Here is a 23,147-nt window from a genome sequence, read left to right on the forward strand (position 1 = left end):
TGGTTTGCGCCTCCGGCGAAGAGGCCGGACTATTTTTCCATATCAGGACCGTACATGCGCCGTCTTATGTCCTCCGCGGCCGTCGCCGTGATTTTGTTCGCCGCAGGCGGCGTGTCGGCCGCGGCTTCCGGACACCTCCAGGTCAAGCCGAAGCCGGCCGCCGTCGCCGCGCAAGCCGGTTCGAAGGGCGCGACCTTCGCCACGGTGACGACCCAGCTCCCACGCGCTGTCCGGCCCACGCACTACGACCTGTCCTTCACGCCCGACGCCGACAAGATGGCCTTCACCGCCAGCGTGAAGATCGCCATCGAGGTGGTCGAGCCGACCGCGACCGTGACCCTGCAGGCCGCCGACCTGGCCTTCTCCAAGGCCGAGATCGCCGGAGTCGGCGCGGCCAAGGTCAAGGTCGACGACGAGGCCCAGACCGCCAGCTTCACGTTCGCCAAGCCGCTTCCGAAGGGCAAGTACGTCCTGGCTCTCGACTACACGGGCAAGATCTACACCCAGGCCGCCGGCTTGTTCGCGCTCGACTACGAGACCGAGACCGGCAAGAAGCGCGCGATCTACACCCAGTTCGAGAACTCCGACGCCCGTCGCTTCATCCCCTCGTGGGACGAGCCGTTCTACAAGGCCACCTATAGCGTCGAGGCGACGATCCCGACCGGCCAGATGGCGCTGGGCAACATGCCGATCGCCTCGTCCAAGGACCTGGGTAACGGCAAGACCCTGGTCAAGTTTGCGACCTCGCCGAAGATGTCGACCTATCTGCTGTTCTTCGGCCTGGGCGAGTTCGATCGCGCCTCGGTCAAGGCGGCGGGCGCCGACGTCGGCGTGGTCACCAAGAAGGGCGACACCCCCAAGGCGCAGTTCGCCCTGAAGGCGGCCGCCGACATCCTGCCCTGGTACAATGACTATTTCGGCACGCCCTATCCGCTGCCGGTGCTGGACAACATCGCCGCCCCGGGCCGCAGCCAGTTCTTCAGCGCCATGGAGAACTGGGGCGCGATCTTCTACTTCGAATACGCCCTGCTGCTGGATCCGAAGATCTCCACCGAGAGCGACAAGCAGACTGTCTTCACGACCGTGGCCCACGAAATGGCCCACCAGTGGTTCGGCGACCTGGTCACCATGGCCTGGTGGGACGACCTGTGGCTGAACGAGGGCTTCGCCTCGTGGATGGAGGGCCGGGCGACCGAGCACTTCCACCCGGAATGGAACGCCAACCTGAACGCCGTGGGCGGCCGCGAATACGCCATGGGCCTGGACGCCTTGTCGACCACCCATCCGGTAGTTCAGCACGTGACCACCGTCGAGCAGGCCAGTCAGGCCTTCGACGGCATCACCTACCAGAAGGGCGAGGCCGTCATCCGCATGCTGGAAAGCTATGTGGGTCACGACGCCTGGCGTGACGGCGTGCGCGCCTACATGAAGAAGCACGCCCACGGCAACACGGTCAGCGACGACCTGTGGTCGTCGGTCGAAGGCGCGGCCAAGAAGCCGATCACCGCCATCGCCCACGACTTCACCCTGCAGCCCGGCGTGCCGCTGATCACCGTCGACGCGGCGACCTGCGCGGCGGGCAAGACCACCCTGACCCTGACGCAAGGCGAGTTCAGCAAGGATATGCCGGGCAAGAAGCCGCTGCTGTGGCGCGTGCCCGTCACCGTCCGGGCCATCGGCGGCGGCGAGGCCAAGACCCTGGTCACCGGCGGCAAGGGCTCGGTCACGGTCGACGGCTGCGGCCCGGTCGTGGTCAATGCCGGTCAGAACGGCTATTTCCGCACCCAGTATGGCGCAGAGCGCTTTGGCGGCATCGTCCAGAGCTTCGCCAAGCTGCCGGCGATCGACCAGCTGGGCGTGATGAGCGACGCCTGGTCGATGGGCCTGGCCGGCTACCAGCCCGCCACCGACTTCCTCGACCTGGCCAAGGCCACGCCGGCCGACGCCGACCCGCAGGTGTTCTCGAAGATCGCCGGCGTCTATTCCAGCATCGACAACTACTATGAGGGCATGCCGACCGAGCGCGCGGCGTTCCGCAAGCTGGCCGTCGCCAAGCTGCGTCCGCTGCTGGCCAGGGTGGGCTGGACCGCCCGGTCGGGCGAGCCCGACAGCACCGCCATCCTGCGCGGCGAACTGATCGGCACGCTCGGCGGCCTGGGCGACCCGGAGGTCGTGGCCGAGGCCACCCGCCGGTTCAACGCCGACAAGACCGATCCGTCGGCCATCCCCGGTCCGCTGCGCAAGACCATCCTCAGCGTCGTGGCCCGTCACGCCGACGCCGCCACCTGGGACGCCATCCATGCCCAGGCCCTGGCCGAGAAGACCCCGCTGATCCGCGCCCAGCTGTTCTCGCTGCTGGCCTCGGCCGAGGACGAGGCCCTGGCCAGGAAGGCGCTGGAGCTGGCCCTGACGCCGGAGCCGGGTGAGACGATGTCCAGCACGATGATCTCGCGCGTCGCCAGCGCGCACCCTGACATGACCTTCGACTGGGCCGTGGCCAACAAGGACAAGGTCAACGAAAAGGTCGACTCAACCTCGCGCACCCGGTTCATCCCCGGTCTGGGCGCCGGCTCGTCGAACCCGGCCATGGCCGAGAAGATCAAGGCCTGGGCCGCGGCTAATCTGGCGGAAGGTTCGCGCAAGGAAGCCGACAAGGCCGCCGCCTCGGTGCTGAACCGCGCCAAGATCCGTGAGCAGCGCCTGCCCGCCATCACCGCCTGGGTCGGTAAGAACGGCTAAATCCTCGATAACGTGATATATTTCCTGGCCGCGCCCGAAGGGGTGCGGCCATTTTTCTTGCCCAAAAAGCCAGATTCCCCCTCGCGGCATGGGGTTATGGTCTTGCGCCCTTCACCCTATCCCCCATATCCGGCTTCGAAGCGGGGTTGACGGGCTCGTCAAGTTCGCACAACGCATTTTGCCCGCTCGGTTTTCGCCGGTGGGACAGGATGTGGATCTAACCGTAAAGCGTACGAACCCATCGGGGACGGGAACGAGAAAAACCGGGGCGCTTCCGAGAAGGCCCTCGTCACCACCGTCCGCCTAAAGGAGCGAACAGGTACCAAAATGAGCAAGATTATCGGCATCGACCTTGGCACCACGAACTCGTGCGTGGCCATCATGGACGGCAAGAACCCGAAGGTGATCGAGAACGCCGAAGGCGCTCGCACCACGCCGTCGGTCGTGGCCTTCCTGGAAGACGGCGAGCGCCTTGTCGGCCAACCCGCCAAGCGCCAGGCCGTGACCAACCCGACCAACACGCTGTTCGCGATCAAGCGCCTGATCGGCCGCAACGCCAGCGATCCGGTGGTCGAGAAGGACAAGGGCATGGTGCCCTACGAGATCGTCAAGGGCCCGACCGGCGACGCCTGGGTCAAGGCCCACGGCAAGGACTACAGCCCGCAGGAAGTCTCGGCCTTCATTCTGCAGAAGATGAAGGAAGCCGCCGAGGCCCACCTGGGCGAGCCCGTGACCAAGGCGGTCATCACCGTCCCGGCCTATTTCAACGACGCCCAGCGTCAGGCGACCAAGGACGCCGGCAAGATCGCCGGCCTGGAAGTCCTGCGCATCATCAACGAGCCGACCGCCGCGGCCCTGGCCTATGGCCTGGACAAGGACAACAACAAGAAGATCGCCGTCTATGACCTGGGCGGCGGCACCTTCGACGTGTCGATCCTGGAAATCGGCGACGGCGTCTTCGAAGTGAAGTCGACCAACGGCGACACCTTCCTGGGCGGCGAGGACTTCGACCTGCGGATCGTCGACTACCTGGCCGACGAGTTCAAGAAGGAGCAGGGCGTCGACCTGCGCAAGGACAAGCTGGCCCTCCAGCGCCTGCGCGAGGAAGCGGAAAAGGCCAAGAAGGAGCTGTCCTCGACGGCTCAGTACGAGGTCAACCTGCCGTTCATCAGCATGAACGCCTCGGGTCCGCTGCACCTGAACATCAAGCTGTCGCGCGCCAAGCTGGAAGCCTTGGTCGACGACCTGATCGCCCGCACCATCGGTCCGTGCGAACAGGCCCTCAAGGACGCCGGCCTGAAGAAGAGCGACATCGACGAAGTGATCCTGGTCGGCGGCATGAGCCGCATGCCCAAGGTCCAGCAGGCGGTGCAGGACTTCTTCGGCCGCGAGCCGCACAAGGGCGTCAACCCCGATGAAGTCGTGGCGCTGGGCGCGGCCGTTCAGGCCGGCGTGCTGCAAGGCGACGTCAAGGACGTGCTGCTGCTGGACGTGACCCCGCTGACCCTGGGCATCGAGACCCTGGGCGGTGTGTTCACCCCGCTGATCGAACGCAACACCACGATCCCGACCAAGCGCTCGCAGACCTTCTCGACCGCTGACGACAACCAGTCGGCCGTGACGATCCGCGTGTTCCAGGGCGAACGCCCGATGGCGCAGGACAACAAGATCCTGGGCCAGTTCGACCTGGTCGGCATCCCGCCGGCGCCGCGCGGCATCCCGCAGATCGAAGTCACCTTCGACATCGACGCCAATGGCATCGTGCAGGTCCACGCCAAAGACAAGGCGACCAACAAGGAGCACTCGATCCGCATCCAGGCCAATGGCGGCCTTTCGGACGCGGACATCGAGCGCATGGTCAAGGAAGCCGAGGCCAACAAGGCCGCGGACGAAACCAAGAAGAAACTGGTCGAGGCCAAGAACCAGGGCGAGGCGATCCTGCACTCGACCGAGAAGGCCCTGGCCGAGCACGGCGACAAGGTGGGCGCGGCTGAAAAGACCGCGATCGAGACCGGCGTCACCGAGCTGAAGACCGCCCTGGAAGGCGACGACGTCGAGGCCATCCAGGCCAAGACCCAAGCGCTGATCCAGGCGTCGATGAAGCTGGGCGAAGCCATGTACGCTTCGCAACAGGGTTCGGCCGAAGGCGCTGACGGCGCCGAGGCCGCGGACGATGGCGTCGTCGACGCCGAGTTCGAGGAAGTCGACGACAACAAGCCGGCGAACTAATCGCCATGCGCGCGCCGCGGAACATCAGCGACAGCCCTGTTCCGCGGCCGCGACCTCTTGCCGCTCCGCCCGCTGGCGCCTTGCGCCGGGCCGCGTGCTATCCCACCTCTTCCTTCATCAACGCCACTTTCGTGGGCCTTTTGGGCGCCAGACGCTGATTATGCGCGACTATTACGAAATTCTCGGCGTGACCCGGACCATCGATGACGCTGGTCTGAAGTCCGCGTTCCGCAAACTGGCGATGGAACACCACCCGGACCGCAACGGCGGATGCGAGAACGCCACCGGCCGGTTCAAGGAAATCAACGAGGCCTATTCGGTCCTCTCCGATCCGCAGAAGCGCGCGGCCTACGACCGCTTCGGCCATGCCGGCGTCAATGGCGGCCAAGGCGGCGCGGGCGGCTTCGGTGGTCAGGGCTTCGACGCCAGCGACATCTTCAACGATGTCTTCGGCGACGTGTTCGGCGAGATGTTCGGCGGCGGTCGCCGTCAGTCGAACGGTCCCCAGCGCGGCCAGGACCTGCGCTATGATCTGGAGATCGCCCTCGAGCAGGCCTATGCCGGCGCCGAGGTCGAGATCAAGGTGCCCGCCGCCATGACCTGCGAGGTCTGCGAAGGCTCGGGCGCCAAGCCCGGCACCAACCCCACCGTCTGCGGCACCTGCGGCGGCGCCGGCCGGGTCCGCGCCACGCAAGGCTTCTTCGCGGTCGAGCGCGGCTGCCCGCGCTGCGGCGGCTCGGGCCGTCTGGTTCTCGATCCCTGCCAGAACTGCCATGGCCACGGCCAGGTGCGCCGCGAGCGCATCCTGTCGGTCCGCATCCCGGCCGGCGTCGACGACGGCGCCCGGATCCGCTTGGCGGGCGAGGGCGACGCGGGCGCGCGCGGCGGTCCGCGCGGCGACCTCTACATCTTCCTGTCGGTGACCCCGCACGAACTGTTCGAGCGCGACGGTCTCGACCTGCTCTGCACCGTGCCGGTGCCGATGACCACCGCCGCCCTCGGCGGCGAGATCGAGGCCCCCTGCCTGCTGGGCGGCGAGACCTGCGACGGCGAGTGCAAGATCACCGTCACGGTTCCCGAAGGCGCCCAGACCGGCAAGACCGTCCGCCTCAAGGGCAAGGGCATGCCGTCCCTGCGCAGCCGCCAGCGCGGCGACCTGGTGGTCGAGCTGTTCGTCGAAACCCCGACCCACCTGTCCGCGCGCCAGAAGGAACTGATGCGCGAACTGGCCGGCCTCTGCGGCGAGAAGCAGAACCCCAAGTCCGCCAACTTCGTCGGCAAGGCCAAGCGGTTCTGGGAAGAGGTGACGGGGAACTAGGGTTCCCCCTTCGGACGCCTTTCCGCCGCGGGGGTGTTGTAGCGATCCAGGCCCCAGATCAACACCAGCAGCAGGGTAAGTGCGATGGCGGCGACGCCAGCCGCCGCGCCCATCATGGACTGCATGGTCTCCTTGTCCGGCCGGATCATCGCGTGCGGTTCCGGCGGGCGGAAAACGAGCGGGATCGTCACAGAAGCCGGCGGCCCGTTGGGATCGGGCTTGGTCATCTGGAACTTCGACGCCATCTTCAACGCCGCGTCGCCGAAGTGCTCGTCGGTCGGCGATTCCTCCAAGACCATGCAGCCGTCTAGCCGCCCGTCGGCCATCACGTCGCACCTGATGGTCGCCCTGCCGGAGATGTCGCGCCGCGCCGCGCGCGCTGGATAGAACTCGGCCAAATCCTCGCCGGAGGGTTTCACCAGCCAGTCGGGCCGGTGGATGATCGTGCCGGCGGGAGGTGGTGGCGAGGCTGTGCTCATAGGCAAAGCTCAACCGCACGTCGATATGGTCGTCAAGGATGCTCGAACGTTCCGAGCATGATGTTCCATACCCTTATTTCCTTAACGCCGCCCCTTAACGGGAGTCGCGACGCTCTGTAGTTTCCAGGCGTCATGAACGCCCACGCCACGCCGACCCCCGCCCACCTGCTCGACCCCGCCGGCGCGACGCCGGTGATGGCGCAGTTCTTCGAGATGAAGGCGCGGCAGCCCGACGCGTTGATCTTCTTCCGCATGGGCGACTTCTACGAGCTGTTCTTCGATGACGCCTACAAGGCCGCCGCGGCCCTGGGCATCAGCCAGACGTTCCGGGGAACCCACAACGGCCAGCCGATCCCGATGGCGGGCGTGCCGCAGCACGCGGCCGAGGCCTATCTCTCCAAGCTGATCCGCATGGGCTTCAAGGTCGCCGTCTGCGAGCAGATGGAAGACCCGGCCGAAGCCAAGAAGCGCGGCTCCAAGTCTGTCGTCCGTCGCGACATCGTCCGGGTCGTGACGCCCGGCACCCTGACCGAGGACGGCCTGCTGGACGCGCGGGGCGCCAACCGCCTGGCGGCCGTCGCCATCCGCGCGGGCCAGGCGGCCGTGGCCTCGGTCGAGCTGTCGACCGGCGAGGTCGAGGTCTTCACCGTGGCCAAGGAGGCCGTGGCGCCGATCCTGGCCGCCCTGGCCCCGTCCGAGACCCTCGTCGCCGACCGGCTGCTGTCCGACGATGCGCTGTCTCAGACCCTGAAGATCTGCGGCGGCCTGGTGCAGCCGATGCCCTCGGCCCTGTCCGAGCCGCAGGCGTCCGAAGCGCGGGTCAAGCGCCTCTACGGCGTCGAGACCCTGGATGGCTTCGGCGGACTTACTCCCGCCGAAGTCGGCGCCTTGGGCCTGATCGCCGCCCATCTGGAAATGACCCAGGCCGGCAAGCTGCCGGCCCTGCGCGCGCCGCGCCGCGCCGCCGACGCCGACGTCATGGCCATCGACCCGGCCACGCGCGGCAGCCTGGAGATCGACCGCACCCAGACCGGCGACCGCAACGGCTCGCTGCTGGCCTGTATAGACCGCACGGTGACCGCCGGCGGCGCGCGGATGCTGGCCTCGCGCCTGGCCCGGCCGCTGCTGGACGTCGCCGCCATCGATCAGCGCCTGGACGCCGTCGAGTGGTTCGTCGAACACCGCCAGCTGCGCCAGCGCCTGCGTGAGGTGCTGAAAGGCGCCGGCGACATGGCCCGCGCCCTGTCGCGTCTTGCCTTGGGGCGAGGCGGGCCGCGCGATCTGGGTTGCCTGCGCGACACCCTGAAGGTTGGCGAGCGTCTGGCCGGCATGGCGGGCGGTTCGCCCGATCCGCTGTCGCCGCCGCCGTTCGAACTGGAGCACGCCTTCAAGGCGCTGACCCCGTCGCTGCACGAGGGGCTGTCGCAATTCCTGAACACCCTGGAGCAGGGCCTGGGCCCCGATCTCCCGGCCCTGGCCCGCGACGGCGGCTTCGTCGCCGCCGGCGTCCGGCCCGAGCTGGACCAGGCGCGGGGCCTGCGTGACGACAGCCGCAAGGTGATCATCGCCCTGGAAGCCCAGCTGATGGCCGAGAGCGGCGTGCCGCTGAAGATCCGTCACAACGGCGTGCTGGGCTATTTCGTCGAGGCCACGGCCGGCAAGGCCGACCCGCTGTTCCAGCCGCCGCTGAACGCCACCTTCATCCACCGTCAGACCCTGGCCAACCAGGTGCGCTTCACCACGGTGGAGCTGGCCGATCTGGACGCCCGCATCGCCCAGGCCGCCGAGCGGGCCCTGGCCATGGAGGTCGCCGCCTTCGAGGACTGGCGCGAGCAGGCTCGAGCCCACGCCGACGCCATCCAGATCGCCGCCGAGGCCCTGGCGCGGCTCGATGTCGCCTCGGCCTTAGCCGAATGGGCCGAGGACGCCGGCGCGGTGCGGCCGATCGTCGACGCCTCCTACGCCTTCGACGCCAAGGGCGCTCGCCACCCGGTGGTCGAGGCCGCGGTCAAGCGCGCCGGCGATCCCTACACCCCCAACGACTGCTGCCTGGACGCCTCGGGCGAGACCGGGGCGCGGCTGTCGATCGTCACCGGCCCGAACATGGCCGGTAAGTCGACCTTCCTGCGCCAGAACGCCTTGCTGGCGATCCTGGCGCAATCGGGCTGCTACGTGCCGGCCGCCAGCTTCCGCCTCGGCGTCGTCGACCGCCTGTTCAGCCGCGTGGGCGCGGGCGATGATCTGGCCCGCGGTCGCTCGACCTTCATGATGGAGATGGTCGAGACCGCCGCCATCCTCACCCAGGCCGGGCCGCGCAGCCTGGTGATCCTGGACGAGATTGGCCGGGGCACGGCCACCTATGATGGTTTGGCGATCGCCTGGGCCTGCGCCGAGGCCCTGCACGACACCAACAAGAGCCGCGCCCTGTTCGCCACGCACTATCACGAGCTGGCGACGCTGGAGGAGCGGATGGCGCACGTCTCCAACCTGTCCCTGAGGGCCAAGGAATGGAACGGCGACCTGGTCTTCCTGCACGAGGCCGCGCCGGGTCCGGCCGACCGTTCGTACGGCGTCCAGGTGGCCAAGCTGGCCGGCGTGCCCGGTCCGGTCGTCGTGCGCGCTCGCGAGGTGCTGGATCGCTTGGAGAGCAAGGATCAGTCGCCGGCCAAGCTGGACGACTTGCCGCTGTTCGCCGTCAGCCAGGCCGTGGCGCAGGCGCCCGCCAGAGCGGCGCCCAGCGCGGTCGAGACCACGCTGGAGGACCTCGATGTTGACGGGATGAGCCCCCGCGAGGCCCTGGAAGCCCTCTATCGTCTTAAGGGTCTGCTCAAGACCTAGCGCGTAACCATATAGGTCATATGCCCCGTCGCCTCCGCCCCACCCGCCTGGAACATGTCGTCGACGGGCACGCCTTGCGCGCGCGCCTGTCCGCCGCCGCCCTCGACGCCATCGGCAACGAGGCCGAGCAGCGCGCCCGGGCCATCGACATCCTCAAGCAGGCGCTGTTTCGCGGCCGGATGATCGCCAAGGAGCGGCTGGAGAACGGCGCCAGCGGCGTCGAGACCGCCCGCCTGATCAGCGGCGTCACCGACGAGGTGATCACCGCCCTCTACGACTTCACCACGGTCCACGTCTTTCGAGCCCGAAACCCGACCGAGGGCGAGCGCCTGTGCCTGCTGGCCGTCGGCGGCTATGGCCGGGGCACCCTGGCCCCGTTCAGCGACATCGATCTGCTGTTCCTGCGGCCCTACAAGCAGACGCCGCACGCCGAGAGCGTCATCGAGTTCATGCTCTATGCGCTGTGGGATCTGGGCTTCAAGGTCGGCCACGCCTCGCGGACCATCGAGGAGTGCGTGCGCCTCTCGAAGGAAGACTTCACGATCCGCACCTCGATCCTGGAGGCCCGCCGCCTGACCGGCGACGAGCGCCTGGCCAACGATCTCAAGAAACGCTTCCGAGACGACGTGATGAAGGGCACCGGCGCCCAGTTCGTCGCCGCCAAGCTGAAGGAACGCGACGATCGCCAGGCCCGGGCCGGGACCAGCCGTTACATGGTCGAGCCCAACGTCAAGGAAGGGAAGGGGGGGTTACGCGACCTCCATACCCTGATGTGGATCGCCGAATATCTGCACCCGGTCGATCGGCCGGAGGACGTCTTCAAGCTGGAGGTGTTCTCGAGCCGAGAGACCAAGGCCTTCATCCGCGCCTTCGACTTCCTGCACGCCGTGCGGGCCCACCTGCATTTCACGACGGGGCGGCCCGAGGAGCGGCTGACCTTCGATCTGCAGCCCGAGATCGCCCGCCGCATGGGCTATGGCGACCGGGGTGACGCGCCGGCGGTCGAGCGCTTCATGCGCCGCTACTTCCTGATCGCCAAGGAGGTCGGGGCCCTGACCCGCGCCTTCTCGGCCAAGCTGGAGGCCGAGCACTTCAAGAACGAGCCCAAGGGCATTTCGCGCTTCCTGCCGGGCGGCCGGCCCAAGCGCAAGGCGCTGGACGTCGAGGGGTTCTACGAGGACGGCGGTCGCCTGAACATCGACGGGCCGGCGGTCTTCGAGGCCGATCCGGTCAATCTGATCCGCCTGTTCAAGATCGCCGACGAACGCGATCTCGACCTGCATCCGGACGCCTTCACGGCGGTGACCCGGAGTCTCTCGCTGATCACGTCCAAGGTGCGCCGCGCCCCCGAGGCCTGCCGGGCGTTCCTGGACCTGCTGGCGCGCGGCAAGCGCAGCTATCGCACCCTGACCCTGATGAACGACGCCGGGGTCCTGGGCCGCTTCATCCCCGAGTTCGGCCGCGTCGTCGCCCAGATGCAGTTCAACATGTACCACTCGTACACGGTGGACGAGCACACCCTGCGGGCCGTGGGCGTGATCGGCGACATGGCGGCCGGCCGGCTGGTCGAGGACCACCCCCTGGCCGTCTCGATCATGCCCCTGATCGAGGACCGCGAAGCGCTGTTCCTGGCCATGCTGCTGCACGACACCGGCAAGGGCGGCGTTGGCGGCCAGGAAAAGGCCGGGGCCCGCGCCGCCCGCAGCGCCTGCGAGCGCCTGGGCCTGGAACGGGTCAAGGTCGAACTGGTCGCCTGGCTGGTCGAGAACCACCTGGTGATGAGCGACTTCGCCCAGAAGCGCGACGTGTCCGATCCCGGCACCGTCGCCGCCTTCGCCCGGATCGTCGAAAACCCCGAGCGCCTGCGCCTCTTGCTGGTCATCACCGTCGCCGACATCCGCGCCGTCGGGCCGGGGGTGTGGAACGGCTGGAAGGGCCAGCTGCTGCGCGAGCTCTACAACGCCACCGAGGCCGTGTTCCGGGGCGGGCGCGGCAGCGACGCCGCCGCCAACGTCCTGCGCCACCAGGAAAGTCTGGCAGAGGCCGCCCGCGCCACGCTGCTGGAGATCGATCCGGCCGCCAAGGGCTGGGTGTCGGCGATGGAGAACGCCTATTTCAGCGCCTTTCCGCAGGAGGAGCTGTTCGAGCACGCCGCCCTGGCCCGCCGCGCCGCCATCCAGGGCGGGGCCGCCGCCGAGGGCCGAGTGCAGCCCAACCAGAACGCGGCCGAGATCGTGGTCGCCGCCAAGGACCGCCGCGGCCTGTTCGCCGACCTGGCCATGGCCATTTCCGCCCTGGGCGGCAATGTGGTCGGGGCTCGGGTCTTCACCTCCCGCCAGGGCCAGGCGCTGGACGTCTTCTACGTCCAGGACGTGACCGGCGCGCCGTTCGGCTGCGAGAACCCGCGCGCCCTGCGCCGCCTGGCCGATGCGCTGGAAGCCGCCGGCAAGGGCGAGTCTCTGGGCGTAGAGCCGCGCCGGGGCTCCGAACCGTCCCGCGCCGCCGCCTTCGCCATCGCGCCGACCGTGACGATCGACAACGAGGCGTCCAACGACGCCACGGTGGTCGAGGCCTCGGGCCGCGACCGGCCGGGCCTGCTGCACGCCCTGGCCAAGACCCTCGCCGACAACGGCCTCTCCATCCAGTCGGCCCATATCGACGGGTATGGCGAGCGCGCCGTCGACGCCTTCTACGTCCAGACGCCGGAAGGCGGAAAGCTGACCGAGACCCGCAAGGTGGCCGGCGTCAAGGCCGACCTGCTGGCGGCTCTGGAGCAGAACGAGGCTACCGCGCCCGCCGCCCGACCGGGCTTGAAACGGGCGCGGGCCAGCGTGGCGCGGTAGGGCTGTCTTGCCGCCATCACGGATCGCCGCCTAGAGTCCGTCCGCAACCGGGGCCAAATCGGGAAACGACATGAAGCCGCCCATCAAGCGCCTGGCCGACCTCAAGCCCGCGGTCATCGCCGGGGCCTATGCCCGCCCGACGCCGAAGGTGGTGCGACGCAAGACCGCCAAGGTGCTGACGCCCGAGGAAAAGGCGGCGTTCCTGGCCTCGCGCCCGGACCTGTCGTCGAAGTCCTGAGCGGGATCGACATCGCGCGTCTGGCTGCCTAGACCTTTGCCTCAGGTTGAGCGCGGGGCGGGCATGGCGAAGGGTGTTGCGGTAACGGCGAGGGGCGAGGCCGCCGAGGCCTGGGCTCTCTGGGACAAGCTGAAGCGCCTGTTCCCGGCCTGGAACCTGTTGCTTGAGGCGTTCTACACGCCCGGCGCCTGGGGCTATATGGGCGTCGACTTCCTCAACGGTTTTCGCCGGAACCCTTCGACGGCGAAGGCCTTCGCGCTGCTGGACGGGATCGACGACGCCACGTTCGACGCCCTGTCGGCCCTGGCCAGCCTGAACGCCCGTCGACATGATCAGATGGTCCGGGCGGTGGTTGTCGTCTACCTGACCGTGCCGTTGACGATCGCGGCCATCATGGCGGACCTGGCGGGCGACAGCATGCTGAGTTTCATTCGCGCGCACAGCACCGTGGCGATCCAGGTCGCGGCGGGCGTCACCCTGGGTCCGATCTCCTACCTGCAAGGCCAATGGCGCTCCCGCCAGATTCTCGGCGTGCTGGACCTGATCCGCATCGAACGCGGCCAGGCGCCGTTCACGGCCTTGGAGCTGCGGGAGGAGTAGGGGCGGCTGGACAGTCAGGTGCGATGATCGATAATCACTGGGCTAGATTTCAGTTTCGATCGTCCGAATGGATCCGCTCAGCGACGTCATCGCCCTGCTCCGGCCGAACTCGGTCATCTCCAAGCCCATCACCGGCAGGGGAACCTGGGGCGTGCGCTACGCCGCCCACGACGCGCCGGGCTTCACGATTGTGCTCAAGGGCGAATGCTGGATCGCCTTCGAGGGCCAGCCGGCCTTCCGGATGGGGCGGGGCGACTTCCTGTTGTTGCCGTCGACACCGGCCTTCACCCTGAGCAGCGCCCCCGGCGTCGCGGGCGAGGCGCGCGAACCCACGGAGGTCCCTGTCCGGCACGGCGAGCAGGAGGGCGAGGCCGATTTCGAGTCCCTGGGCGGGGCTTTCGGCATCGAGCAGGTCAACGCGTCGCTGCTGCTGGCCCTGCTGCCGCGCATGATCCACATCCCCGCCTCGGAGGGGCGGACCGACCGCCTGGCGGGCGTGATCGCGCTGATCATGGACGAGTGCGGACGCGACGAGCCAGGCAAGGACATGATCCTGCGGCGGATGCTGGAGGTCCTGTTGGTCGAGGCCCTGCGCTGGCGTGGCGTGGCCCGCGACGACGCCCGGGCCGGCCTTCTGAATGGCCTGCGCGACCCGGCCCTGGCCCGGGTCCTGCGGGCCATGCACGCCGACGTGCGCGCCCACTGGACGGTCGCGGGACTGGCCAAGATCGCCGGCTTGTCGCGATCGGCCTTCGCCGCGCGCTTCGGCGAGGTGCTGGGCTGCGGGCCGATCGAGTATCTGGCGCGGTGGCGCATGGCCCTGGCCAGGACCGCCCTTGTCAGCGGAGACAAGACCCTCGACAGGATCGCTGACGAGATCGGCTATGAGTCCGCCAGCGCCTTCAGCACGGCCTTTCGCAAGCGGCAGGGCTGCTCACCTGGCCGGTTCGTTCGGAGCCTTGCCGCCTGATCTGGACGATCGGAAACTAATCTTGGACGTTCGATTATCGATTGGCCTGGCGTGAAGGCGCATTGAGGAGACCGTCCCATCCGTGGAGGTCCCCATGCAAACCATCCTGATCACCGGCGCGTCCTCGGGCTACGGCCTCGAAACCGCTCGCTATTTCCTGGCCAACGGTTGGCGCGTCATCGCCACCATGCGCCGGCCCGACCCGAATGTTCTGCCGCGCTCAGAGGCCCTGCGCATCCTGCCGCTGGACGTGACCCAGCCGGACAGCATCGCCGCGGCCGTCGTCGCCGCAGGTCCGATCGACGCCCTGGTCAACAATGCCGGGGTTGGCGTCGTCGGCGCGTTCGAAGCTACGCCGATGGCCCACATCCGCAAGGTGTTCGACACCAACACCTTCGGCGTCATGGCCATGTGCCAGGCGGTGATCCCGGGGATGCGGGCGCGCCGTTCGGGCGTGATCGTCAACGTTACCTCGAGCGTCACCCTGGCCGCCATGCCGCTGGCCGCCGCCTATACCGCCAGCAAGCAGGCCATCGAGGGTTTCACGGGGTCGCTGGCCCACGAGTTGGGTCATTTCGGCGTACGCGCGAAGCTGGTCGAGCCCGGCTATGGCCCGACGACCCGCTTCAGCCAGAACACCGATGTCAAGGTCGAGGACCTGATCCCGCCGGCCTATGCCGACTTCGCCGCGCCGATCTTCGAGAGCTTCGCCAAGCCGGCGATGACCACCCGGGAGATCGACGTCGCCGAAGCTGTTTGGGACGCCGTCGCCGACACCAAGGGCCGGCTGCGCTTCCCCGCCGGCGCGGACGCGGTGGCGCTTTCCAAAGCGCGGTTCGGCTAGAGAGAGAGCGACGGGCGCGGGCTGAAATCACCCGTGTGGTCCGGGGCCAGGGTCGTGGCCCCGGACCGCGCGTTCTCACGCCACCGCGTGATCCTTCAGCACGCCCAGGGTCACCACCGCCAGCATCTCCTCGTGCGTGGCGTCCAGCACCACCTGCGGGGCCATGCCGGCGTCGAGGGCTTCCTTCCAGCGGCCGGCGCACAGGCACCAGCGGTCGCCGGCCTTCAGGCCCGGGAAGGCCAGTTCGGGACGCGGGGTGGAGAGGTCGTTGCCCTGGGCCTTGGAGAAGGCGAGGAAGTCGTCGGTCATCACCGCGCAGACGGTGTGCAGGCCCAGGTCATGCGGGCCCGTCTCGCAGCAGCCATTGCGATAGAAGCCGGTGATCGGATCCAGCGAGCAAGGGGCGAGCTCGCCGCCCATGACGTTCCTGGCGCTGTTGTCGTACCGGGTGGTGCTCATGGGGCGATCCTAACCCCGTGAGAGGCGGCGCCAAGCCGCTTCCCGCACGGGGAAGGCTTTTGCTGCGTCGCGGCGGTGCTAGGGTCGGGTGAAGGACAAGAGAGCAGGGGATTTCCGTGACCGACACCGATACCGCCATCCGCCCGCGCCGCAGCGCCCTCTACATGCCGGCGTCCAACGCCAAGGCCGTCGAGAAGGCCCGCACGCTGGATGCCGACGTGATCATCCTCGACCTGGAAGACGCTGTCGCGCCGGAGATGAAGCCGGCGGCGCGCGAGGCGGCCGTGGCGGCGGTCAAGGCCGGCGGCTTCGGCGCGCGCGAGGTGGTGATCCGTGTCAACGGCATCGACACCCCCTGGGGCGCCGAGGATCTGCGCGCCGCCGCCGAGGCGGGGCCGGACGCGGTGCTGGTCCCCAAGGTCGACGACGCCGACGGTGTGCGCCTGTACGACCAGTACCTGAATGGCGCTCCACCCGCGACCCGGCTGTGGACCATGATCGAGACCGCCAAGGCGGCTTTCCACCTATGGGACATCGCCGGGGCCGTGCATGGCACGCGCCTGTCGACCTGGGTGATGGGCGTCAACGACTTCGCCAAGGAGATGCGGGCCCGCCAGACGCCGGATCGCGCCCCGTTTCTGCCGCTCCTGACCCTGTCGGTCGCCGCCGCCCGGGCCCACGGCCTGACCATCCTGGACGGGGTCCACAACGATATCGAGGACCTGGACGCGCTGGAGGCCGTCTGCGTCCAGGGCGTCGACTTCGGCTTCGACGGCAAGACCCTGATCCATCCCAAGCATCTGGCGATCTGCAACCGCGTGTTCTCCCCCTCGCCCGAGGACATCGCCTGGAGCCAGGCGGTGATCGCCGCCTTCAGCGCGCCCGAAAATGCTGGCAAAGGAGCCTTGCGCGTCGACGGCAAGATGGCCGAGCGCTTGCATCTGGCGCAGGCGCAGCGTCTTGTCGCGGTGGCGGAGGCCATCGCGGCGCGATCGGTCGCCGCCTAGGGGGTACCAGAAGGTTTCGTATGCGGGCTCGGGCTATCGTTCTTTCCGTCGTCTTGATGGCCAGCCCGGCGCTGGCGCAACAGACTCCGGCGACGGCCCCGCCCACGGGCTATGTGCCGACCTTCGGGACCCAGGCCGCGCCGTCGACCGCGCCCGCGCCAGTTCCTGCGCCTGGCGCCGAAGCGCCGGCCAGGACGGCGGTCCCAACGCCGTCGGCGCCTGTCCTGGATTCCTCGCAGATCCCCCAGGCCATCGATCCGATGGCCGACCTCATCTCGCAGAGCGGCCAGACGGTCGACGAGGAGGCCGCCGAGACCGCCGCCAACAAGCCGGCGGCCAGGCACCGGGCCACCATCCTGCCGATTCCGCCGCCGGAGCCCGAGGCGCCGACCGGCGCCGAGCTGACCAAGGCCCAGGTCTATGAACTGCGGGTCAAGGGCTCGATCGCCGCCGCCCAGAACCTGCAAGGCCCGCTCGACGGCGGCTGGCGGATCGTCGGGGCCGACGGCGGCCAACTCTACGCCCTGCAGCTCGTCGACAAGGCTGGCGGCTACGGCGAACTGGAGGGCGCCTGGCGCGACGTCCGCCGTCCGGGGGCAGTCGGCTCGACGGGGCTGATCGACGACCTGCGCCGGGACGGCGGCGACGTCGTCGTCCGCTTCAGCCCCAGGGGCGGCCAGTCCACGACCTTGACCCTGCGTTCGTCCGGCGACGAGCGATGGTCGGGCGAACTGGTCGAGAACGGCGCGACCCAGGCGGTCAGCGCCGAACACATTCTTCCGCAGGCCCCGCCTGGCTATGAAGGGCAGGGGCGCGGACCCTATGTCTGGCCGCCGCGCGTGGTCGCCCGTCCGACGGCGCCGGTCGCCGCCTCGCCGGCCTGCTCGACCCGGGGCAAGAAAGGCAAGGCGCTGAAGGCCGCCAAGGCCAAGTGCGCCGCCGCGGCCAGGAAGAGCGGCAAGGGCTCGGCCCTGAAGAAGGGCAAGGGCGGCAAGGCCAAGGCGACCTCTGCTCGCAAGGGCAAGGCGACGGCGGCCAGGAAGGGCTCGGCGAAGAAGAAGCGTTAGAGCTTCAAGGCGTCCCGCGCCGCCGCCATCGCCGCCGCGAGGTCCTCGGTCGTATAGGCGGCCGCCGGGCTGTGACCCCAGACGGGGCCCGGCCAGGCCGGATCGTTTCCGCGGCGGCCCACGACATGAACATGCAGCTGGGCCGTGACATTGCCCAGGGCCCCGACGTTCAGCTTGTCGACCGGCAGGCCCAGCGTCGCCCCGACCGCGCGGACGGCGGTCCCGGCCAGGACGATCTCCTCCATCAGCTGGACGCGATCGCCGGTCTCGAGGTCCTCGATCTCCCGCAGGCCGGGCCGGCGGGGAATGAGGACCAGCCATGGGTAGCGGGCGTCGTCATGCAGACGCACTTCGCACAGCGGCAGGTCGGCGACCTCGTGCGCGGTGGCGACGAAGGCGGGGTCGAGCTTGAAATCAGCCACGCTTTGGAACCGCCGCCCAGTAGTCGAAGTCGAGAATGACGGCCGGATTGTAGGTCCCCTCGCCGTCCTTGTCGGGGAAATCGTCGCACGGACGGTCTCTGGTCGCCACCAGCCGTAGGCGCAGGGCGCCGACGCCGCCGAGATCAGCCTTGTCCAGCACCTCGCTCCAGGCGAACACCGTGCCGCCGGCGAAGAACGGGGCCACGTGCCGTCCGCCGTTGATCGCCAGGATCAGGCCGGCGTTCTGCAGTCCGTTGTAGGACAGGGCCTTGGCGGTCGAGATCACCACGCCGCCATAGATCAGCCGCTTGCCCGACGGGTCCTTGGCCCGCTCGAACTGGTTGAAATGGACCTTGGCCGTGTTCTGCCACAAGCGCGTGGCCATCTGGTGCTCGGCCTCCTCGACCGCCATGCCGTCGACATGGTCGATCCGCTCGCCGACGACATAGTCCTCGAAGGCGTGCGGCGCGCCGGCCAGGGGCCAGTCGTATTTCGAGAAGTCCAGGCCTTCGGGAACCGTCAGGTCGGCCGGAGCCACTGCCGCCGACAGGGTCGGCACCGCCTGCTCGGTGATCTCCGCGCCCGGATCGCGCTTTCGGACCATCACCCAGCGGACATAGCTCAGCACCGCCTCGCCGCGCTGATTGGTCCCGGTCGTTCGCACATAGACGACGCCGGTCTTGCGGTTGGAATTCTCCTTCAGCCCGATCACGTCCGAGACGGCGCTCAGCGTGTCGCCCGGAAACACCGGAGCCAGGAAGCGGCCCTCGGCGTAGCCCAGGTTGGCGACGGCGTTCAGGCTGACGTCCGGCACGGTCTTGCCGAACACCACGTGGAAGGCGATCAGCGGATCGACGGGGGCGGACATAAGGCCGCAGGCTCGGGCGAACTCGTCCGACGAGAACAGCGAGAAGCGTGGCCCGTACAGCGCCGTGTACAGCGCGACGTCGCCGGCCGTAATCGTCCGGGGCGTGGCGTGGACCAGTCTCTGACCGAGACGGAAGTCCTCGAAGAAATGGCCTGGATCGGTCTTGCTCATCCCCGGTGCTCCTTATCGTTGTTCAGCCATCTTTGCCGCAGTGCAGCGAAACCGGAAAGAGGGCTTGAGGCCGAGCCGCGACGGGTCTAGACCGCGCCCCGACATTCCACTGTCCACAGCCTTGATGGAGACCCCATGGCTCGCGCGAAGATCGCCCTTATCGGCGCCGGCATGATCGGCGGCACCCTGGCCCACATCGCCGCTCGCGAAGAGCTGGGCGACGTGATCCTGTTCGACATCGCCGAAGGCACCCCGCAGGGTAAGGCCCTCGACATCGCCGAAGCCTCGGCCGTGTTCGGCAAGGACGTGGCCCTGAAGGGCGCCAACGCCTACGAGGACATCGCCGGCGCCGACGTCTGCATCGTGACCGCCGGCGTGCCGCGCAAGCCGGGCATGAGCCGCGACGACCTGCTGGGCATAAACCTGAAGGTCATGAAGGCCGTCGGCGAAGGCATCAAGGCCCACGCCCCGAACGCCTTCGTCATCTGCATCACCAACCCGCTCGACGCCATGGTCTGGGCCCTGCAGCAGTTCTCCGGCCTGCCGAAGGAAAAGGTCATCGGCATGGCCGGCGTCCTCGACTCGGCCCGCTTCGCCTACTTCCTGGCCGAAGCCACCGGCGTCTCGGTCGAAGACATCCACGCCTGGACCCTGGGCGGTCACGGCGATGACATGGTGCCGATGGTCCGTCACTCGACGGTCGGCGGCCTGCCGCTGCCGGAACTGGTCAAGCAAGGCTGGCTGACGCAAGAGAAGCTGGACGCCATCGTCGAGCGCACCCGCAAGGGCGGCGGCGAGATCGTCGCTCTGCTGAAGACCGGCTCGGCCTTCTACGCCCCGGCCGAGAGCGCCATCGCCATGGCCACCTCGTACCTGAAGGACAAGAAGCGCGTCCTGCCCTGCGCCACCTACCTGACCGGGCAATATGGCCTGGACGGCCTCTATGTCGGCGTGCCGGTCGTCATCGGCGCCGGCGGCGCGGAAAAGATCGTCGAGTTCGAAACCAACGACGCCGAGAAGGCCATGTTCGCCGCCTCGGTCGCCTCGGTTAAGGGCCTGATGGAAGCCTGCAAGGCCATCGACAGCTCGCTGGTCTAAGCGACTTTCGATTTCAGGACCGACAAAGGGCGGCTCCTCGCGGGGCCGCCCTTTTTGCTTTCGGTCGCTTAGTGCGCCGCTTCGCCGCCTTCCTGGGAGATTTCCTCCAGGGTCTTGCCGACTTGCTTGGCGCCGTAGTCCTTGGCCACATCGCCCAGCGAAAGAATGCCGGTGAGGTCGCCCGCGTCGTTCAGCACGATCAGGCGGCGGACCTGATTGTTGGCCATCTTGGCGGTGGCGTCGGCCAGCACGTCATCCTCCTTCACGCTCAGGACCTCGCCCTCCGACATGGCCTCGGAGATGGGGCTGTCGAAGCTGCGGCCCTCGGCGACCACGCGCAGGACGATGTCGCGGTCGGTGACCATGCCGACCACCTTGCCGTCGTCGACCACGGGCACGACCCCGCTTTCGACCTTGGCCATGGTCTGGGCGACCTGGCGGATGGTGTCGGAGGGACGGGCGACCGAGACCTGGCTGGTCATGGCGTCGCTGACTTTCATGGAGGAACCTCGTGGGTTGGAATTCGAGGCTGTAAAACCCTCAGCTTGGGCCAACCGTTCCGCTTCCGATCGTCACGGCGCGCGCGTATCTAGGCGCTTCCCTTTTTCGTGGAGCTTCCCATGGCGATCTCTATCCATCAGGCCAGCGCGCCCGTGTTCATTCAGGGCTTGAAGGGTCTGAAGGGCGTGCTGACCAAGGCCGCCGCCGTGGTCGAGGCCAAGGGATGGGATCCGGACGCCCTGCTTAAGGCGCGACTCTATCCCGACATGTTCCCGCTGATCCGCCAGGCGCAGATCGCCACCGACTTCGCCAAGGGCTGCTGCGCGCGCCTGGCCGGGGCCGAGGTTCCGGCCTGGGATGATGTCGAGACCAGCTTCGCTGAACTGATCGCCCGCATCGACCGGGCCATCGCCTATGTCGAGGGCCTGGATCCGGCCGCCTTCGCCGGCGCGGAGGATCGCGACATCACCCTGACCCGCCGCGGCGAGACCAGCGTGGTCAAGGGCCTGGTCTATTTCCAGACCCAGGCCATGCCGAACTTCTTCTTCCACATCACCACCGCCTACGCGATCCTGCGCCACAATGGCGTCGAGGTCGGCAAGCGCGACTTCCTGGGCGTGGCCTGATCCTCGCCCCCGGGGCGGCCGTGAATGGCCGCCCCCTTTGACTCCTCGCCCTTTTCTGTGCATAAGCCCCGGCTTCCGGCGCTTTATCAGCAGCGCCTCCACCGTCACGACCCCGGCCTGTTAGCGCAGGATCCATCCGGACGAGGACGGCGAGGACCCCCGTCGACGTGATCGTCCACGGGGGCTGATCGCGTTTGGACCCCGGTCTGTTCTTCGAACAGGCCGAAGCAAGACAAAGAGTCGGAACGTGACGCGTCACGTTCCAGGGTATTCAACAGGGTTCGACATGTTCGACGGCCTTACAGAGCGACTTTCCGACGTCTTCGAACGTCTTGGCGGTCGCGGCGTGCTGTCCGAGAAGGACATCGACGAGGCGCTGCGCGAGGTTCGCGTGGCCCTGCTCGAGGCCGACGTCGCCCTGCCGGTCGTCAAGGACTTCATCAGCAAGGCCAAGGAACTGGCTTCGGGCGAGGCGGTCATCCGCTCGGTCAAGCCGGCCGACCAGGTGGTCAAGATCGTCTATGACGGCCTGGTCGACATGCTGGGCGGCGAGCAGCCGACCGGCCTGAACCTGGCGCTGAACCCGCCGTCGGTGATCCTGATGGCCGGTCTGCAGGGCTCGGGCAAGACCACCACCACCGGCAAGCTGGCCCTGCGCCTGTCCAAGACTGAGCGCAAGAAGGTGCTGGTCGCCTCGCTCGACACGCGTCGTCCGGCCGCCATGGAGCAGCTGGCGACTCTGGCCAAGCAGGTCGAGGTCGAGAGCCTGCCGATCGTCCCCGGCCAGAGCGCCCAGGACATCGCCAAGCGCGCGATGAGCGCCGCCAAGCTGGGCGGCTACGACGTCCTGATCCTCGACACAGCCGGCCGCACCACGCTGGACGAGGCGATGATGAGCGAGGCGGCGGACATCGCCCGCATCGCCCAGCCGTCCGAGACCATCCTGGTCGCCGACAGCCTGACCGGTCAGGACGCCGTGCGCACCGCCAAGGCGTTCCACGAGCGCCTGCCGCTGACGGGCCTGATCCTGACCCGCGCCGACGGCGACGGCCGCGGCGGCGCGGCGCTGTCGATGCGCTACGTCACCGGCCTGCCGATCAAGTTCCTCGGCGCCGGCGAGAAGATCGACCAACTGGACGTATTCGACGCCCGTCGCGTCGCCGGCCGCATCCTGGGCCAGGGCGACGTCGTGGCGCTGGTCGAGAAGGCCGCGGCCGACCTCGACCATGCTGAAGCCGAGCGCATGGCCAAGAAGCTGGCCAAGGGCAAGTTCGACCTGGACGACCTGTCGGCCCAGCTCTCCCAGATGCAGAAACTGGGCGGCATGGAAGGCATCATGGGCCTGCTGCCCGGCGTCCAGAAGGTCAAGAAGCAGATCGCCGAGAGCGGCATCGACGACAGCATCTTCCGTCGCCAGCAGGCGATCATCAGCTCGATGACCAAGGAAGAGCGCAAGAAGCCCGACATCCTGGCCGCTTCGCGCAAGCGCCGCATCGCCGCCGGTTCGGGCGTCGACGTCGCTGAGGTCAACCGTCTGCTCAAGCAGCACCGCCAGATGGCCGACATGTTCAAGGCCATGTCCAAGGACGGCGGCAAGGGCATGGCCCGCATGGCCCAGATGATGGGCGGCGGCGACATGGCCCATCTCAAGAATTTGGGCGGCGGCAGGATGCCCCAGCCCGATCCCAACGCAGCGGGGGGCCAAGGCCCCTCGGGGCTGCCCGGTCTGCCGGGCCTCGGGGGCGGCGGCGACGCCAAGCCCAACCCTCTCTCCGGCCTGGGCCTGCCCGGCTTCAACCCGTTCAAGAAATAGAACTTTAGACCAAGGAC

Annotated in this window: 19 protein-coding genes; 14 read left to right on the plus strand and 5 right to left on the minus strand. The window is 68.3% G+C overall.

Features of this window, described 5'->3' with window-relative positions:
• Nucleotides 1-54: 54 nt before the first annotated feature.
• From EIK80_RS21180 to dnaJ, 3 genes are all read left to right on the plus strand, one after another.
• Nucleotides 55-2,739 carry a M1 family metallopeptidase gene (locus EIK80_RS21180; protein WP_125159000.1) on the plus strand — a complete coding sequence of 895 codons (2,685 nt, stop codon included), beginning with the start codon at nucleotides 55-57 and terminating at the stop codon, nucleotides 2,737-2,739.
• Nucleotides 2,740-3,066: 327 nt separating this feature from the next.
• On the plus strand, nucleotides 3,067-4,968 hold the full coding sequence (gene dnaK / locus EIK80_RS21185) for a molecular chaperone DnaK (RefSeq protein WP_125159001.1): 1,902 nt from the start codon (nucleotides 3,067-3,069) through the stop codon (nucleotides 4,966-4,968).
• A gap of 160 nt (nucleotides 4,969-5,128) precedes the next feature.
• Entirely contained in the window at nucleotides 5,129-6,286 is a 1,158-nt protein-coding gene (gene dnaJ / locus EIK80_RS21190; RefSeq protein ID WP_125159002.1) for a molecular chaperone DnaJ, read from the plus strand.
• On the opposite strand, the gene EIK80_RS21195 is transcribed toward dnaJ, so the two are convergent.
• A complete protein-coding gene (locus EIK80_RS21195; protein WP_125159003.1) occupies nucleotides 6,283-6,765 on the minus strand; it encodes an energy transducer TonB in 483 nt (160 codons plus the stop codon). The genes dnaJ and EIK80_RS21195 overlap by 4 nt on opposite strands.
• Nucleotides 6,766-6,897: 132 nt before the next feature.
• Between EIK80_RS21195 and mutS the strand changes: the two genes are divergently transcribed.
• The 6 genes from mutS to EIK80_RS21220 all read left to right on the plus strand — a co-directional run bounded on the left by mutS (nucleotide 6,898) and on the right by EIK80_RS21220 (nucleotide 15,098).
• On the plus strand, nucleotides 6,898-9,603 hold the full coding sequence (gene mutS, locus EIK80_RS21200) for a DNA mismatch repair protein MutS (protein ID WP_125159004.1): 2,706 nt from the start codon (nucleotides 6,898-6,900) through the stop codon (nucleotides 9,601-9,603).
• A gap of 20 nt (nucleotides 9,604-9,623) precedes the next feature.
• A complete protein-coding gene (locus EIK80_RS21205; RefSeq protein ID WP_125159005.1) occupies nucleotides 9,624-12,446 on the plus strand; it encodes a [protein-PII] uridylyltransferase in 2,823 nt (940 codons plus the stop codon).
• Between the two features lie 70 nt (nucleotides 12,447-12,516).
• On the plus strand, nucleotides 12,517-12,684 hold the full coding sequence (locus tag EIK80_RS26470; protein WP_199743574.1) for a hypothetical protein: 168 nt from the start codon (nucleotides 12,517-12,519) through the stop codon (nucleotides 12,682-12,684).
• A gap of 63 nt (nucleotides 12,685-12,747) precedes the next feature.
• Nucleotides 12,748-13,284: a hypothetical protein gene (locus EIK80_RS21210; RefSeq protein WP_125159006.1), complete on the plus strand. Its 537-nt coding sequence runs from the start codon at nucleotides 12,748-12,750 to the stop codon at nucleotides 13,282-13,284.
• Nucleotides 13,285-13,351: 67 nt separating this feature from the next.
• Nucleotides 13,352-14,254, plus strand: a complete 903-nt coding sequence (locus tag EIK80_RS21215) for an AraC family transcriptional regulator (RefSeq protein WP_125159007.1) — start codon at nucleotides 13,352-13,354, stop codon at nucleotides 14,252-14,254.
• Nucleotides 14,255-14,348: 94 nt separating this feature from the next.
• The gene (locus EIK80_RS21220) at nucleotides 14,349-15,098 is read left to right on the plus strand and encodes an SDR family oxidoreductase (RefSeq protein ID WP_125159008.1); all 750 of its coding nucleotides are present in this window, start codon (nucleotides 14,349-14,351) and stop codon (nucleotides 15,096-15,098) included.
• A 75-nt stretch (nucleotides 15,099-15,173) separates the two neighbouring features.
• On the opposite strand, the gene EIK80_RS21225 is transcribed toward EIK80_RS21220, so the two are convergent.
• The gene (locus EIK80_RS21225) at nucleotides 15,174-15,557 is read right to left on the minus strand and encodes a DUF2237 family protein (RefSeq protein ID WP_125159009.1); all 384 of its coding nucleotides are present in this window, start codon (nucleotides 15,555-15,557) and stop codon (nucleotides 15,174-15,176) included.
• A gap of 116 nt (nucleotides 15,558-15,673) precedes the next feature.
• Here EIK80_RS21225 and EIK80_RS21230 point away from each other — a divergent pair, with 116 nt between their 5' ends.
• A complete protein-coding gene (locus EIK80_RS21230) occupies nucleotides 15,674-16,564 on the plus strand; it encodes a CoA ester lyase (protein ID WP_370450248.1) in 891 nt (296 codons plus the stop codon).
• A gap of 20 nt (nucleotides 16,565-16,584) precedes the next feature.
• Nucleotides 16,585-17,631, plus strand: coding sequence for a hypothetical protein (locus EIK80_RS21235; protein ID WP_199743575.1), 1,047 nt, complete (start codon nucleotides 16,585-16,587; stop codon nucleotides 17,629-17,631).
• Here the strand turns inward: EIK80_RS21235 and EIK80_RS21240 are convergent.
• Together EIK80_RS21240 and EIK80_RS21245 are read right to left on the minus strand one after the other, a co-directional pair.
• Complete coding sequence (locus tag EIK80_RS21240; protein ID WP_125159010.1) at nucleotides 17,628-18,053, minus strand: HIT domain-containing protein; 426 nt, start codon at nucleotides 18,051-18,053, stop codon at nucleotides 17,628-17,630. The genes EIK80_RS21235 and EIK80_RS21240 overlap by 4 nt on opposite strands.
• Nucleotides 18,046-19,092: a MaoC family dehydratase gene (locus EIK80_RS21245; RefSeq protein ID WP_125159011.1), complete on the minus strand. Its 1,047-nt coding sequence runs from the start codon at nucleotides 19,090-19,092 to the stop codon at nucleotides 18,046-18,048. Before EIK80_RS21245 ends, EIK80_RS21240 begins: the two co-directional genes overlap by 8 nt.
• Nucleotides 19,093-19,227: 135 nt before the next feature.
• On the opposite strand from EIK80_RS21245, the gene mdh reads away from it, so the two are divergent.
• Nucleotides 19,228-20,190, plus strand: a complete 963-nt coding sequence (gene mdh, locus EIK80_RS21250; RefSeq protein ID WP_125159012.1) for a malate dehydrogenase — start codon at nucleotides 19,228-19,230, stop codon at nucleotides 20,188-20,190.
• A gap of 68 nt (nucleotides 20,191-20,258) precedes the next feature.
• Here the strand turns inward: mdh and EIK80_RS21255 are convergent, their stop codons facing one another.
• Nucleotides 20,259-20,690 carry a CBS domain-containing protein gene (locus EIK80_RS21255; protein ID WP_125159013.1) on the minus strand — a complete coding sequence of 144 codons (432 nt, stop codon included), beginning with the start codon at nucleotides 20,688-20,690 and terminating at the stop codon, nucleotides 20,259-20,261.
• A 120-nt stretch (nucleotides 20,691-20,810) separates the two neighbouring features.
• On the opposite strand from EIK80_RS21255, the gene EIK80_RS21260 reads away from it, so the two are divergent.
• Both EIK80_RS21260 and ffh read left to right on the plus strand, forming a co-directional pair.
• A complete protein-coding gene (locus tag EIK80_RS21260) occupies nucleotides 20,811-21,317 on the plus strand; it encodes a DUF1993 family protein (protein ID WP_125159014.1) in 507 nt (168 codons plus the stop codon).
• Nucleotides 21,318-21,603: 286 nt separating this feature from the next.
• Nucleotides 21,604-23,130, plus strand: coding sequence for a signal recognition particle protein (gene ffh / locus EIK80_RS21265; RefSeq protein WP_125159015.1), 1,527 nt, complete (start codon nucleotides 21,604-21,606; stop codon nucleotides 23,128-23,130).
• Nucleotides 23,131-23,147: the final 17 nt, after the last annotated feature.

The organism is Caulobacter sp. 602-1, from assembly GCF_003931565.1.
Taxonomy (GTDB): Bacteria; Pseudomonadota; Alphaproteobacteria; order Caulobacterales; family Caulobacteraceae; genus Caulobacter.